The organism is Belliella pelovolcani (assembly GCF_900156785.1).
Lineage (GTDB): Bacteria > Bacteroidota > Bacteroidia > Cytophagales > Cyclobacteriaceae > Belliella > Belliella pelovolcani.
On the sequence record NZ_FTOP01000003.1, the window covers coordinates 163,072 to 176,319 of the forward strand.

Genomic DNA, 13,248 nt, shown 5'->3' on the forward strand with positions numbered 1-13,248 from the left:
ATGAAAAAGATACACATTGTAGGGCTAGGGCTATTGGGAGGCTCCTTTGCATTAGCTTTAAAACAAGCTAAGCCAGACCTTATTTTTACAGGATATGATGCAAACGCAAAAAATCAAGCAGATGCACTGACGTTGGGTATTATAGATGAAGCATGTGAAGAGCCTGATGCTGATACAGATGTCATCATGCTTGCTACACCTGCAAATACCCTCACGGGCTTATTGCTCAAATATCTGAACCAGATTGGTTCAAATACTTTAATTATAGATTTTGGTTCTACAAAATCAAAACTTTGTAAGGCTGTGGCCAATCATCCGAAGAGGGCGCAATACCTATCAGGTCACCCTATTGCAGGAACAGAGTATTCAGGACCTAAGGCAGCCAAAGCTGATCTTTTGGACAAGAAAGTCTTTATCATTTGTGAAATGGAATTGACTGATGTGCATCTCAAGGGGATGGCTTATGATATTTTGGAAGCACTTAATATGAAGCTGAGATTTATGGATGCTGAGGAACATGATAGACATCTAGCCTTTGTGTCGCATCTTTCTCACGTTTCTTCATTTATGCTCGGAAAGACTGTATTGGATAAAATGGAAGATGAAAGAAACATCTTTGATATGGCGGGATCGGGATTTGCATCCACCGTTAGATTAGCAAAATCTTCCCCAGCAATGTGGGCTCCGATCATGGAAGAAAATAAAAACAATATCTTGGAAGCTTTGAGTCTATATATCTCTAATCTTTCAAAATTCAGGGATAAGATCATTGCTGATGATTATGAAGGCTTAGCTTCCGACATGCACAAAATCAACAAAATTGGAGATATTCTTGATTTGGGGAAATGATGAAAAATATCGTCCACTGACAACAGCTCACTATTGTCAGTGGACCTAGATTATCATGCTTTACAAGAGGGTTTTCAAACAAATGGGCGTGTTAAAAAATTGATTTTCTTAAAGTAAATTAATCTATAAACGACCCATTCACGATTTTTTCAAAGGGGCCATAGAGTTTTTGTTGATGATAAGAAGGATACATTTGTGTAAGCAGTATGGCTACTGAGTTTCTTACAGGATCTATCCAGAATGTAGTTTGGAAAGCACCTCCCCAAGAGATTTTTCCATGAAACCTCCCAAAGCGCAAATCGCCATCTTCAGGAACAACTTGATAGCCATAAGTAAAGTGATCTTTGCCCATTCTCAATTCTCCAATTTGATTATTTTTTGCATAGGCTACAGTCTCTTTTTTCAAAATCTTAAGCCCATTAAGCTCTCCATCATTGAGCACCATCTGGCAAAATTTGAAATAGTCCTGTGCAGTAGAACTCAAGCCAGCTCCACCAGAAAAATAGGTCTTAGCCCCTTTGATTGGGAAAAATGCCGACATGTTAGCATTTGGGTTTTCAGGAAATTCTATCAAGGCTTCCCTTCTAGTATTGGCGTACATGGTAGTCAGTCTTGCTGCCTGAGCCTCGTCATCAAAATAAAATCTCGTATCATTCATCCCAAGAGGATCAAATATATTTTCTATTAAATATTGATCAAATGATTGTCCTGATGCTACTTCAACCACTCTACCCAATACATCGATGCTGAGTCCATAAGTGAATTTCTCACCAGGCTCGTGCTTTAAGGGTAGTTTTGCAAGTTTAGCGATACTTTCTTCTATTTTGATAGGCTTCAAAGTAGTTAGATCTATGATTCCTGCTTTAGCATAGATTTTATTCATCAAGGTGTCTGCAAAACCATAAGAAATCCCAGAAGTATGAGTCAATAAATCATGAATCGTAACTTCTCTGGTGGCAGGCTTAGTCGTATAGCTTGAATCAAGAGGATTGACATCAACCAAGATTTGAGGGTTAGCAAACTCAGGAATATACTTTGACACAGGATCATCAAAGTTCAATTTGCCATCCTCGTAAAGCTTTAAAATAGCAATAGAAGTGATGGGCTTTGTCATGGAAGCCATTCTGAAAATATCTTCGGGTTCTAAGGCAATCTCTTGAGCAATGTTTCTGTATCCAAATGCTTTTTCATACACGACCTCACCGTCCACCGCTACCAAAGCTACAGCTCCAGCAATCCATTCATTGTCAATTGCTTCAAGTAGTAACTGTCCTATTTGATTCAGAGAATCAAGATTGATTCTTTCGGTACTTTTTGTAGTAAAAGAGGCAGAAGAATACTGTGCTTGAGTAACTAAAGGGCTTAAAAAAGCCAAAATGATTAAGACTAGATTTTTTTTCATTTTGCTAGCGTTTTTTTGAGACATTCTTAGATAAAGCCTCGTCATGGTTATGGTTTGGTCAAAACTTAGCATTAAATTTATCATAATTCCTCAAATATGAAGTCAAAAGAAGGAATTAACAATAATTAAGTTTTTGTGGCTTGGGATTTGACCTGCCAAAATCAAATTAAAAAATATGAGATCTATGAAAAACTTACTCTTTTTACTTCCCCTTATGCTCTTAGCGACACTAGTTGTGGCGCAGCAACAGACTATCCCTTCCATTGACGTGGATGGAGCAAGTGAAATCAAAGTGATGCCTGACGAAGCTACCATTCAGATGAATGTTCGAGAATTGAAAATGAAAGTGGCAGACGCAACAAATGCATTAAATAAGAAAACAAAAGCCATCGAGGATGCTTTGAAAAAAACTGGGGTAAAGGACTATAAATTCATAGTTGATAATTATTATGTCAATATCAATAGAATTTATACGCGTGGAAGCTCTAAAGATAGTGGTTATGTAGCTAGTCAAAATATAAAAGTCATTGTCCAAAATACGGATAGGGATTTGGTGAAATTGATAGAAGCTATTAGCACATCCTCTGATCTTAGCTATAATGTAAGTTTTGGGATCTCAGAAAAGCAAAGAAAGTCTTACCAAGAAAAACTTTTGGAGCTAGCGCTTCAGGATGCCCAGAGGAAAGCAGATATCATTGCCAAAACTATGGGGATAGAATCCATCAGAGTTTATAAGGTGAATTATAGCTCTGGCGCAAGTTTTCAACCAATGGAATACCGCATGGAATCTATGATGGTCAAGGCCACAGCTGATGATAGGGTAGAGCCTACCTTCAACCCTCAAGAACAAACTCTCAGTGATCGAGTCAATGTGAGTTTTACATTCATTGATAAATAGAAATAAATAGAGCCAGTCTGCATCAGACTGGCTCTATTTATTCTTCAATATTTTTGAATTTGATTTTATTTACCCCATGTACTTGGGTCTCTTCTCCATTCTACAAGAGAAGCGAGTGTTTCGTCATCAATATAGTCATTGGCCAAGGCTTGTGGTAGCATGGCTGAATAGTCGCTCAAGCAAATCAACTCGATTCCGGCCTCTTTGAAATTTTCAACTGCAACATCAAATCCATAGGTGAAAATTGCCACCATACCCATTACCTCAAATCCAGCATTCAATAGATCTTTAGCAGCCTTCAACGAGCTCCCGCCTGTAGAGACCAAGTCTTCTACCACTACTACTTTCTGGCCTGGTGTGACCTTACCTTCGATCATGTTTTCCATCCCATGACCTTTAGGCTTGGATCTTACATATACAAATGGTAACCCTAAAGCATCTGCAAGCAAAGCACCCTGAGGAATTCCTGCAGTGGCAACACCAGCGATCGCTTCTACTCCAGAGAAGTTTTCTTGTATAGCTTTGACCAAATTGTCTTTGATCAGAGAGCGGACTGCTGGATAGGAGAGGGATAGTCTGTTGTCACAATAAATTGGTGATTTCCATCCTGATGCCCAAGTGAAGGGCTTTTCTGGTTGTAGCCTGATGGCTTGAATTTCGAGTAGTTTGGCTGCAATGGTAGCTGCTACTGATTTGTCGAATAGTTTCATGCCTCAAAAATAGTAGATAAAAAGGAAGGGGGATTGTGCAGGATGATTTTTTTTGTGCAAATTTGACCTGCTAAGCTATCTAAACCCGCTGGGTTGAACCAGAAAAAATCCCTAGAGATGAAGATTTTTATCAATGACAAGCCTTTGGATATAATGACACCCGAAGAGTTGCCTGTTGACAGGACATTTGAATGCATTTATGAAAACCCTAAGGATCTTCCAGCCTCGGTGGACTTTCATGATGATGTCTTGATCACTAACCCTTCTCAAGATATCATCATCAAGCTTCTCTACCTTTTACGCACCAGAAAGTTGAAAAATCTAGACTCGGTAGTATTGGTAACAAAGGATAAAGACGAGCTTAAGAAATTTATCAAAAGTAGATTTACCATCATCAAAGCCGCTGGTGGGGTAGTGACAAAAGGCGATAAGGTACTTTTTATTCATAGACTTGGTAAATGGGATTTGCCAAAGGGTAAGTTTGAAAAAAAAGAAACTCCTCCTCAATGTGCTGTCAGAGAAGTAGAGGAAGAATGTGCCATCAAAGTGAAGCTAGGCCCAGAAATTTGTAAAACTTGGCATACCTATACTCAAAACAGGAAAAGTATCCTTAAAAAGACTTATTGGTATGCGATGGAAAACCTCAATGACAAAGAGATGAAACCTCAGACAGAAGAAGGGATAGAAGATATCAAATGGCTCAGTCATCAAGAGGCAAAGGTCGCCCTTGTCAACTCTTACCCCTCCATGAGGTATCTGTACAAGCGTTTTTTGAAAATGGTACCTAAGGTTCAGACCTCGTAAGGCAGGTACATATTAATCGGCGCACCAAACCTATGCACATCTCTAATGATGGTGGAGCTGATGGCAGCAAATTCCGGAGAGGTGATTAAAAATACTGTCTCCAAATCTTCATTTAGATTTCTGTTCATTTGAGAAATCGTATTTTCGTACTCAAAGTCAGTTGTGTTTCTTAGCCCTCTCACCAAGAAATTAGCACCGATTCGCTTGGCCAATGATGATGTGAGTTCATTGTAAACTACCACCTCTACTCGCTCATTTCCCTCATAGACACTTTCGATTTTGGAAACCATCAAGTCAATATCGAAATAACGATTCTTTTTGGACGAATTATAACCAATCCCTATTACCACTTTATCAAAAAGCTGAAGACTTCTCATTACGATGTCATGGTGGCCGTTGGTGTAAGGATCGAAAGACCCAGGGAATATGGCGATTTTTTTATCCATGTCTATTTTTATTTGAACTCCCAAAAGGCTTCAAAAAGATTTGAATTACGGAAAATTTCTGCACCACTCAAATACTGTTGGTTAGCTTTAGGTTGATCCAAGATGAAGTTCTTAAAATAAAGACTTCCAAATTCCTGATCAATTTCTAAACCTTCAAAATCACCAAATACAGTGACTCTACAATATTTCCTATCAAATCCTAGTTGTGAAATGACACCAAAAACATACTTGATCAATGAATCCTTTTCTTCAGTTTCATAAACATTAAAATTGACCAACTCTTGATTTTTGAATGCTGCAACATAGCTTTCTTGGCCATGAGTATTGATGAAAACCTCTTGGTTGATGTAGCTGCTTTTATCCTTGAGAGTATATGCCAAGAAAGATGCACTTCCATGGTAAAATGAAGTCTCTATGCCATCTTTTGATAATATATCTATTAGCGCTGACTCAAAAGCGGCCGTCAGATAGATGTTGTTGCTATCCAACGCAGTAAAAGTTTGACTTTGAGCTTCTTTTTGAGGAGCATTAAAATACAGGTATTTATCCAAGTGCTCAGCGTCAAATACCAATCCGGGGACTAGAGTATATTGTTGATTGAAAATAAATACCTTAGTCTTAACAGGAAGCTTGTAGAGTTTATCTCTCTCTAATACAAATCGGAGCGAGTTCAAATCTGCAAAAAACTTCTGATGAATGGCTGAAATCTCTTCATTGGCATCTTTGGCAAGTAGAATAAACTTTTCGCCAAACAAGAAAAGCGATAAATTTGACACCATATTGATATCAAATTTATCGCTGTAAATATTTTCTCGGATATTTTCTACGGTGTTAGCCAAGATTACTCCCAGTTACCTGAAGTAGATGAATCATTTCTAGATCCTACTCTCAGCGCTTTCTCCTTATTATTCAATCTTCTTTTAGGATTGATTGGGTCAGGATCTCTGATTTCGAATACCGGAATTTCCCTTTGATTTCTTTCAACTTTGTCAGCAAAAAATTCAAATGTCTTTCCACCTGAACCTGGCACTACATTCAGCGCTTCAAGGTTGAAGTTAGGATATTTTCTTTCATTGAATAAAGAATCCATTACACCTATAGAACCAAGGGTATCAAAGGTAACTGTGGTTTCTTCTTTTCCATATTCCAATAGTTTGGTGGTCTCTTTTCTTTGAACCAACCAGATTTCACCGTCTTCGATGAATTTTTTTAGGTCTTCCCAGTTACCAGCATATTCACCATTGGAGGCAATGTAAGCAATCTGAGCATCTCTGAGCATCTGAAGTTTTTCGATGATTCTCGCTTCAGTTCTTGCGATTTCCTTTTCTGCTTCCACTACGCTGTCTACGCTGTCATAAAGCATGTAACCTAGGCCTAATGCACCTAGTAAGAAGACAATAGATAAAATTCTAGTTAACGTCATTTTTTTGGCTTGATTTAATCTACTAAATAAGGTTGATGGTGTTTCTAATAAAGTGCTATTTTAGATAATTATTCTCAAAATTAAAATATCCTTTCCATTTTCTCACATCATTCACCGATTTTATTCCCCAAAACAGCCTGTGTTTCTCAGAATTTTTGATGAGCGCAAGATTATCGATGTTAAGAAACCCGATTTCCGTGATCAATTGTAGTTCGTCGGAGAGTTCTGGATCTTTTCCCATTCTTAGGTTTCCACCTATTGCTTCAATTTCAAAATATAATTCTACGGCATGCAGTGGCGAGTGTAAATATTCATAAGTGCACAAGTAGTCCTTTACCCTGATTTCTAAACCAGTTTCCTCTATGAATTCCCGCTTGAGGTTTTCTTCTGCCGAACTGCCATATTTCATTCCGCCTCCTGGGACATTCCAGAAAAACCTGTCATTTCCCATTTTATGTTTGATCATCAAGATGTGATCATCTTGAATCAGAATCCCATTGACGCGTGTTCTAAGCCTTCCCCCAAACTTATCTTCAATTTCTTTTTCTAAATTCATCTTATTAGACTTAGATTCGTAATTCTATGGACGATAAAGATAAGCAAGTCAAAGTTAAGCCATCCATTCTGCTGCAAAGAAATTTTCCTCACGAGCCTACTTCTGGTCAAATGCAGTTTTTTTTGAAAATGGATCAATTCTTTTTGAATGGCCAAAATGCAACTTCCACTTTTATACTTCGAGGTTATGCAGGTACTGGGAAAACTTCCTTGATTTCTGCTTTGGTGAAAGTTCTCCCAAGGTTGCAAATGAGAGCAATGCTATTGGCGCCTACTGGCAGAGCTGCTAAAGTTATGGGAAATTACAGCGGGAGATCAGGTTTTACGATTCATAAAATCATCTACAGGCCCAAGGATGCGGTACCAGAATCAGGAATGGGCTTTGAGTTGATGAAAAATTATTATAAAAACACACTCTTCATTGTCGATGAAGCGTCCATGCTGGCAGACGATGGAGCGGGAAGCTTGTTGAGAGATTTGATACATTTTGTCTTTCAGGAATCTACTAATAGGTTATTGCTAGTAGGTGACACTGCACAGCTTCCTCCCGTAGGTAGCCAACAAAGCCCTGCATTGGATAAGAGCTATTTGATTAGAAATTTTCGATTACAAACAGACGATATTGAATTGACAGAAGTGATGCGTCAGCAGTTAGATTCTGGGATTTTATACAATGCGACTTTACTCCGTCAGCAAGTTGTTAAGGAAAAACCAATGATAGGATTCTATACCAAAGGGTTTAAGGATTTTTTCAAAATGACAGGAGAACGTCTTGAGGATGGATTACGCTATGCCTACCAAAAATATGGCGTGGAGCATACCACTATCATCACTCGCTCCAATAAAATGGCTGTTCAGTATAATCAATATATCCGGCAAACTATTCATTTTTTTGATGAGGAAATCAGCGCAGGAGATTTGTTGATGATTGTCAAAAACAATTACACCTACATGGCTGATTCTGAGAAGGTGAATTTCTTAGCAAATGGAGATTTTGCTGAGGTTGCCAAAATCAGGTCTTTTGAAGAACTTTATGGCTTGAGATTTGCAACGCTAGAATTGAGACTGATAGATTACCCAGAAGAGCCAAACTTTGAAGCGAAAGTTATCTTAGATACTATATATAGCCCAACACCAGCATTGAGTGTGGAGCAATATAGAGAACTATATAGGCAAGTAGCGCTAGATTATGCAGATATTGCCAACAAAGGAGAAAGGATGGAATTGATCAAAAAAGATCCTTATCTTTCGGCTTTGCAAATTAAATTTGCATATGCTTTGACTTGTCATAAGTCTCAAGGTGGTCAATGGGATGCGGTCTTTGTAGATCAAGGCTTCCTGACCGAAGAGCAAGTGGACAAAGAATATATCAGATGGCTGTATACGGCAGTTACTAGGGCAAAAAAAGAACTCTTTATGGTGAACTTTCATCCAAGGTTTTACCTTAATGGGGAAAAGAGTGAACTAGAAGATAATTGATTAGTCATTTGGTTAATTAGAGAATAGTTGATTGAGTGATTTTAAAATAGCATATAGAAAACAAAGAATAAATTAAAACTTAGAGCAATGAAAAAGTTAGTATTGATCATGGTAATGGCGCTGTTTGCAGTTGCAGTTCAAGCCCAAGAGAAAAAAGGTGCTGAGATTATTTTTAAAGAAAAGTCTATCGATTTCGGGGATATTACCCAAGGTGATAAGGTAGAACATACTTTTGTTTTTGAAAATACAGGTGATGTTCCTTTGGTGATCTCCAACGTAGCTGTGACATGTGGTTGTACAGCTCCAAACTGGCCTAAGACTCCTATCGCTCCTGGTGCAAAGGGAGAGATGAAAGTGGTCTTCAACTCTGCTGGAAAGATGGGTAAGCAGAACTCTGTAGTAAGAGTCTATTCAAATGCTTCTGAACCAATCGAGAAAGTATCATTAATCTCTAATGTACTTCCTAAAGGAAAGTAATGGTATAGAAAATCATAAAAAAAGCAGACTCCTCAAGGGTCTGCTTTTTTTATGCCTAACTCCAAATTATTTTTGATTTAATGCCAAATATATTTTTATTTAATTTGGTTATTTTGTATAAAAATATATATGTTTATATTTGATTTATATGAAAGATAAATCTGTTATTAAAATGGTCTTAGGCGGGTTCCTGATAGGTGGATTAGGGTATTGGTTTCAACCATACAACGATCTATATATACTTGGAATTAACATATATCTGATTATTGGAGTTGGGGCATTCTTGGCTTCATTGTTTATGTCATTGTATAAAAAGAGAAAACCTATCAAAATCGCTAGTTTTGTTACAATAGGAATCATCCTAGCTGTTGTCTGCAGAATAGTATATGATATCACTTTCTGGGATGGTACATCACATAATCTTGCTCCTTTTGAGCTAGTTATTTGTGGATTGATTGCCTTTATTCCTGCCATTATTGGAGGGTTTCTTGGGAAATTCACAGGCAATATGTTCAACCCAAAAACAAGCTTTCTTCAAAGAAAGAAGTAAAGTAAACTTCTAGAAAGTAAGGTTTTCTAAAAGTTCAATTCGATTAAACCTACCAGGTTTGGTGTATTCCGCTAATGTGATAAAGTAGGATTAACTAGTCGCTACGATTCAAAATCCCATCTTCTCAACAAACCCAACCAATTGTGCTGCCCAAAATTTGTAAATCAAGCCGCTTGGATGTAATTTATCAGAAACAACTGATTCTTGCTTCATGCCATGGATTCTATAATGATCAGTGATGTCAATATATGCCACTCCCATTTCTTCACAGATCGTTTTTTTGGCAAGATTATATTCATCGATTTCACGAGTCACCTTTTCTTGGTCTGAACCACGGTTGATTGCAAAAGGCGTCACTCCCCAGTCCGGGATGGATAGCACGACTACATGATTTTTATCCCCTTCTGCATAAGTGATTGCGCCTTCCAAAAGGGCTCGAAACTCCTCTTGATAATTCTCTACAGGTCTTCCTCTGTATTGATTGTTCACACCAATTAGCAAAGTGACCAAATCATAAGTTTTCCCATCGATTTCTGCTATTTCAATACCTTTGGCCAATTCATCTGTTGTCCAGCCAGTGGTGGCGATGATTTTTGGCTCAGAAAAAAAAATGTTCTTTTGCCTTAGCATCTCCACTGCCTGATGCGGATAGCGGTCTTTGTCCTCAACTCCCTCCCCAATGGTATAAGAATCTCCAAGTGCCAAATATGTTAGTTCTTTAGAATTCATTTTTTGATTTTGTTTCGAAATGTTTTGACTGGATATACAGCTCCATTGGCCTAATACAAGCAGCAGCGCAATTGCAGTAAAGATTTTTTTCATTAGGATTTATTGAAAGATTTGTTCTATTAATGTCAATGTGCCTGCATCTGCATCAAGTCTGACTTGGGCACCAACTGGGATTATAAATTGCTTTGGAATATGGCCAATCATTGCACCTTTGTAAGCTGGAATTCCAAGTGGTAGAATGTAGTCATCCAATACATCATCTAAAGTCAAGGAACCATAACCACCTGATGGTGTACAATCAGTACATTGACCAAATACAAAGCCTTTGATTTGATCCAATGTTCCGTTGAGCTTTAATGTGCTCATCATTCGGTCGATTTTATAAGGATCTTCACCGATATCTTCTAGGAATAGTATCGCATCCTTGAAATCTGGGAGATAGGGTGTTCCCGACAGCGCTGTCAAAACAGTCAGGTTACCTCCGAGTATTTTGCCAGCTACAGTTCCAGACTGCATGGTGATCGTTCTGTTGTTTTTGATGACCAAATCATCTCCTTTGGATATTTCATTTTCAAAGGTCGGGAGGGATTTGTCGAAAAATATTTGATCAAACTGCGCCACATTGAAGTTGTTCCAACTACCAGTTCCATTAGGTCCATGGAAGGTGATCAGCCCTGTCTTTGCGTGGATTGCATTGTGTAGTGCAGTAATGTCAGAATAGCCTAAAATTGGCTTTGGATTTTTTTTAATAAGCTCATAGTCGATCAATGGTAGGATCCTCGCAGCTCCTGAGCCTCCCCTGATGCAGATGATTGCTTTGACTTCAGGGTCAGCAAACATTCCATTGAGGTCAGCTGCTCGCTCTTCATCGGTTCCCGCAAGGTGTCCCCGTCTATTTTTTAGGTTTGTACCTAGCTTGACCTTGAAACCTAGAGCTTCCAAGGCTTCCTGTGCAAACATGAATTGAATGCGCTCTGCTGTGGCTGCAGAAGGACTGATCAATCCAACAGTATCCCCTTTATTGATGGCCTTGGGCAAGAGGGTAGTGTTTGATTGTTTTGGCTTTTGATCTAGAGATAGCAAGGGGATAGCTCCTATCGCAAGTCCCAGGGATTTGATAAAACTCCTTTTATTCATCATCGAGCTAAGATTGGTAAGGCTGAAATTTAGTAGTTGTTTCGTATAAAGACCAGAACTTTCTCCATTTCCCTTCTGATTTCAGAAGCGGAATTCAAGTAATTATTGTTCATAAATGCAAAGGCATAATGTCTATTGCTATTGGTACGGATGATGCCTACAAGTGCGTGATTATTGCTGATGGTGCCTGTTTTAGCAAATATATATGGTCTTGGAGCTCTGTAGTTATTTTTAAGTGTACCGTTGATACCGCCTTGAGGCAAAAGACGCATGAGTTGCTGTCTTGGCATGATGTTGTCAAGTTTTTCAATGAGCTGAACCATACTTCTTGGAGTGACCAAGTTGTGGCGAGATAGTCCCGATCCATCTACCCATTTAGGAGTGTCGGGTAGATCACTGAGGTGTTTTTTGAGGATATGATCTATGGCTTTTTCTGTATTGAGTTCACCAAACAGCTCATCACTTACCATTAGCATGATCTGTTCTGCGATGAAGTTATCGCTCTCCTGTAGCATCTCTTTCCATAGTGGCTGCATGGTACCTCCTTGATATTTCTGAGCATTGCTTGGAAGTGGTGTATCCACCAACTCCACTGGCTTCTGAAGGATATTGCGCATCAAGTCAACTGTCAGCTCTGGGGAGGTCACGAAGGGTAGGATAGGGCCTGGGTTGGTATATGTCCTAGGATTGTAAAAGAAAGTATTGCTATGAAAATCTCTTCTTACAGTGGTAAGGTTGCCATTGACATTTCTAGAAAGAACTTCAAATCCAGGAATCATCGATTGAGGTCGGCCATTCACATTTCTAAATGTCACAATATTCCCATAGATAGGTAGAGGTGATTTTTCTGCTGAATAGGCAAAGTAATAATCATCCCATTGCCAACCATAGCCAAAGGAGGTATCATTCCAGTTGGCAGCTGAGAATTTCACTTTTTTATATGTTCTAAGAAAATCCTCTATCTTAGGTTGAGGTAGTAGGTTATATTTCCAAGAAGGGTCACCAGATCCCCAGATGGTGATTTCATCTCCTTGGACAGTGTACCTGAAAGTGTTCGTTTTTTCATTGAGAACTACCAGAGAAGCATAAAACGTCAATAGCTTGGTGGTAGAAGCTGGAATGAAATTCATATGGCTGTTTTTTTCGTAATGCACCCATTGACTATCTAAGTCATAAAGCATAAATCCAGTCAAATGATTGTCAAAAAAAGTGTTTGGGCCAAGTAATGCATGTAGTTGAAAATACCGATTGCGTATACTATCCTCAAGTGCATCCTGTTGCTGAGCACTGGCGAAAGAAATAAATGAAAATAGAAATATGAATGTAAAAAGCTTTTTCAACTTCATAGATTCTCAAATTTTGATGGTTTTCCAGCAAGAAATAGAAATATCCACCCCAGAATGAAGGCTACTCCACCCAAAGGCGTGATGGCGCCAAGCCAAGTGATACCAGTCAGTGAAAGGACGTAAAGTGATCCAGAGAAAATCAAAATTCCAACTAGAAAAAGAAAGCCAGCGCTATCCAGATGTTTTTTATCAGGAAAAATAGCTTGAAGGATTCCGACTGCTAAGATGGCAAGGGTATGATAGAAGTGGTATTTCACAGCTGTTTCAAAAGTCTCTGTACGCCCATGTCTAGCTATAAGCTCAGCTAAGCCATGTGCCCCAAAAGCGCCAATCCCCACCGCCAAAGCTCCCAGTATTGCTGCGATTTGAATGTGTTTGTTTTTCATAGACAATTGGAAAATTACAAATTAGAAAATTATAAGATTAAAGTACCTGTCCTGTTT

The 13,248-nt window shown here is 38.6% G+C and carries 16 protein-coding genes; 6 read left to right on the top strand and 10 right to left on the bottom strand.

Annotated features, from left to right (window positions below):
• On the top strand, window positions 1-849 hold the full coding sequence (locus tag BW935_RS04780; protein WP_076499048.1) for a prephenate dehydrogenase: 849 nt from the start codon (window positions 1-3) through the stop codon (window positions 847-849).
• Between the two features lie 118 nt (window positions 850-967).
• On the opposite strand, the gene BW935_RS04785 is transcribed toward BW935_RS04780, so the two are convergent.
• The gene (locus BW935_RS04785; RefSeq protein WP_175606639.1) at window positions 968-2,251 is read right to left on the bottom strand and encodes a serine hydrolase domain-containing protein; all 1,284 of its coding nucleotides are present in this window, start codon (window positions 2,249-2,251) and stop codon (window positions 968-970) included.
• Between the two features lie 184 nt (window positions 2,252-2,435).
• Between BW935_RS04785 and BW935_RS04790 the strand changes: the two genes are divergently transcribed.
• Window positions 2,436-3,149, top strand: coding sequence for an SIMPL domain-containing protein (locus tag BW935_RS04790; protein WP_076499056.1), 714 nt, complete (start codon window positions 2,436-2,438; stop codon window positions 3,147-3,149).
• Between the two features lie 65 nt (window positions 3,150-3,214).
• Here the strand turns inward: BW935_RS04790 and pyrE are convergent, their stop codons facing one another.
• Window positions 3,215-3,859, bottom strand: a complete 645-nt coding sequence (gene pyrE / locus BW935_RS04795; RefSeq protein ID WP_076499062.1) for an orotate phosphoribosyltransferase — start codon at window positions 3,857-3,859, stop codon at window positions 3,215-3,217.
• Between the two features lie 117 nt (window positions 3,860-3,976).
• Between pyrE and BW935_RS04800 the strand changes: the two genes are divergently transcribed.
• Window positions 3,977-4,663 carry an NUDIX hydrolase gene (locus BW935_RS04800; RefSeq protein WP_076499064.1) on the top strand — a complete coding sequence of 229 codons (687 nt, stop codon included), beginning with the start codon at window positions 3,977-3,979 and terminating at the stop codon, window positions 4,661-4,663.
• Here the strand turns inward: BW935_RS04800 and coaD are convergent.
• The 4 genes from coaD to BW935_RS04820 are packed head-to-tail and all read right to left on the bottom strand — an operon-like array spanning window position 4,651 to window position 7,088.
• Entirely contained in the window at window positions 4,651-5,109 is a 459-nt protein-coding gene (coaD, locus tag BW935_RS04805; RefSeq protein ID WP_076499066.1) for a pantetheine-phosphate adenylyltransferase, read from the bottom strand. The genes BW935_RS04800 and coaD overlap by 13 nt on opposite strands.
• An 8-nt stretch (window positions 5,110-5,117) precedes the next feature.
• Window positions 5,118-5,948 carry a DUF3822 family protein gene (locus tag BW935_RS04810; RefSeq protein ID WP_084565815.1) on the bottom strand — a complete coding sequence of 277 codons (831 nt, stop codon included), beginning with the start codon at window positions 5,946-5,948 and terminating at the stop codon, window positions 5,118-5,120.
• A gap of 2 nt (window positions 5,949-5,950) precedes the next feature.
• Window positions 5,951-6,532 carry a hypothetical protein gene (locus tag BW935_RS04815; RefSeq protein ID WP_076499067.1) on the bottom strand — a complete coding sequence of 194 codons (582 nt, stop codon included), beginning with the start codon at window positions 6,530-6,532 and terminating at the stop codon, window positions 5,951-5,953.
• A 55-nt stretch (window positions 6,533-6,587) separates the two neighbouring features.
• Window positions 6,588-7,088, bottom strand: coding sequence for an NUDIX domain-containing protein (locus tag BW935_RS04820; RefSeq protein WP_076499069.1), 501 nt, complete (start codon window positions 7,086-7,088; stop codon window positions 6,588-6,590).
• A 26-nt stretch (window positions 7,089-7,114) separates the two neighbouring features.
• Between BW935_RS04820 and BW935_RS04825 the strand changes: the two genes are divergently transcribed.
• The 3 genes from BW935_RS04825 to BW935_RS04835 all read left to right on the top strand — a co-directional run bounded on the left by BW935_RS04825 (window position 7,115) and on the right by BW935_RS04835 (window position 9,593).
• Window positions 7,115-8,566 (top strand): ATP-dependent DNA helicase, encoded by a 1,452-nt coding sequence (locus BW935_RS04825; RefSeq protein ID WP_076499071.1) that lies wholly within the window; start codon window positions 7,115-7,117, stop codon window positions 8,564-8,566.
• 87 nt (window positions 8,567-8,653) lie between these two features.
• Window positions 8,654-9,043: a DUF1573 domain-containing protein gene (locus BW935_RS04830; protein ID WP_076499073.1), complete on the top strand. Its 390-nt coding sequence runs from the start codon at window positions 8,654-8,656 to the stop codon at window positions 9,041-9,043.
• A gap of 148 nt (window positions 9,044-9,191) precedes the next feature.
• On the top strand, window positions 9,192-9,593 hold the full coding sequence (locus BW935_RS04835; RefSeq protein ID WP_076499074.1) for a hypothetical protein: 402 nt from the start codon (window positions 9,192-9,194) through the stop codon (window positions 9,591-9,593).
• Window positions 9,594-9,701: 108 nt separating this feature from the next.
• On the opposite strand, the gene BW935_RS04840 is transcribed toward BW935_RS04835, so the two are convergent.
• Genes BW935_RS04840 through BW935_RS04855 form a run of 4 tightly spaced genes read right to left on the bottom strand, consistent with a single transcriptional unit; the run spans window position 9,702 to window position 13,191 of the window.
• Complete coding sequence (locus tag BW935_RS04840) at window positions 9,702-10,415, bottom strand: SGNH/GDSL hydrolase family protein (RefSeq protein ID WP_076499076.1); 714 nt, start codon at window positions 10,413-10,415, stop codon at window positions 9,702-9,704.
• 6 nt (window positions 10,416-10,421) lie between these two features.
• Window positions 10,422-11,459: a S66 peptidase family protein gene (locus tag BW935_RS04845; RefSeq protein ID WP_076499453.1), complete on the bottom strand. Its 1,038-nt coding sequence runs from the start codon at window positions 11,457-11,459 to the stop codon at window positions 10,422-10,424.
• 29 nt (window positions 11,460-11,488) lie between these two features.
• Window positions 11,489-12,805, bottom strand: a complete 1,317-nt coding sequence (locus BW935_RS04850) for a D-alanyl-D-alanine carboxypeptidase/D-alanyl-D-alanine-endopeptidase (RefSeq protein ID WP_076499078.1) — start codon at window positions 12,803-12,805, stop codon at window positions 11,489-11,491.
• The gene (locus tag BW935_RS04855) at window positions 12,802-13,191 is read right to left on the bottom strand and encodes a DUF423 domain-containing protein (protein WP_076499080.1); all 390 of its coding nucleotides are present in this window, start codon (window positions 13,189-13,191) and stop codon (window positions 12,802-12,804) included. Before BW935_RS04855 ends, BW935_RS04850 begins: the two co-directional genes overlap by 4 nt.
• Window positions 13,192-13,248: the final 57 nt, after the last annotated feature.

Excerpts from the sequence above, each read along its gene's own strand:
- BW935_RS04800 (WP_076499064.1), top strand. The coding sequence starts at position 3,977 with ATGAAGATTTTTATCAATGACAAGCCTTTGGATATAATGACACCCGAA.
- BW935_RS04790 (WP_076499056.1), top strand. The coding sequence starts at position 2,436 with ATGAAAAACTTACTCTTTTTACTTCCCCTTATGCTCTTAGCGACACTA.
- BW935_RS04840 (WP_076499076.1), bottom strand. The coding sequence starts at position 10,415 with ATGAAAAAAATCTTTACTGCAATTGCGCTGCTGCTTGTATTAGGCCAA.
- BW935_RS04850 (WP_076499078.1), bottom strand. The coding sequence starts at position 12,805 with ATGAAGTTGAAAAAGCTTTTTACATTCATATTTCTATTTTCATTTATT.
- BW935_RS04830 (WP_076499073.1), top strand. The coding sequence starts at position 8,654 with ATGAAAAAGTTAGTATTGATCATGGTAATGGCGCTGTTTGCAGTTGCA.
- BW935_RS04825 (WP_076499071.1), top strand. The coding sequence starts at position 7,115 with ATGGACGATAAAGATAAGCAAGTCAAAGTTAAGCCATCCATTCTGCTG.
- BW935_RS04845 (WP_076499453.1), bottom strand. The coding sequence starts at position 11,459 with ATGAATAAAAGGAGTTTTATCAAATCCCTGGGACTTGCGATAGGAGCT.
- coaD (WP_076499066.1), bottom strand. The coding sequence starts at position 5,109 with ATGGATAAAAAAATCGCCATATTCCCTGGGTCTTTCGATCCTTACACC.
- pyrE (WP_076499062.1), bottom strand. The coding sequence starts at position 3,859 with ATGAAACTATTCGACAAATCAGTAGCAGCTACCATTGCAGCCAAACTA.
- BW935_RS04855 (WP_076499080.1), bottom strand. The coding sequence starts at position 13,191 with ATGAAAAACAAACACATTCAAATCGCAGCAATACTGGGAGCTTTGGCG.
- BW935_RS04785 (WP_175606639.1), bottom strand. The coding sequence starts at position 2,251 with ATGAAAAAAAATCTAGTCTTAATCATTTTGGCTTTTTTAAGCCCTTTA.
- BW935_RS04815 (WP_076499067.1), bottom strand. The coding sequence starts at position 6,532 with ATGACGTTAACTAGAATTTTATCTATTGTCTTCTTACTAGGTGCATTA.
- BW935_RS04780 (WP_076499048.1), top strand. The coding sequence starts at position 1 with ATGAAAAAGATACACATTGTAGGGCTAGGGCTATTGGGAGGCTCCTTT.
- BW935_RS04820 (WP_076499069.1), bottom strand. The coding sequence starts at position 7,088 with ATGAATTTAGAAAAAGAAATTGAAGATAAGTTTGGGGGAAGGCTTAGA.
- BW935_RS04835 (WP_076499074.1), top strand. The coding sequence starts at position 9,192 with ATGAAAGATAAATCTGTTATTAAAATGGTCTTAGGCGGGTTCCTGATA.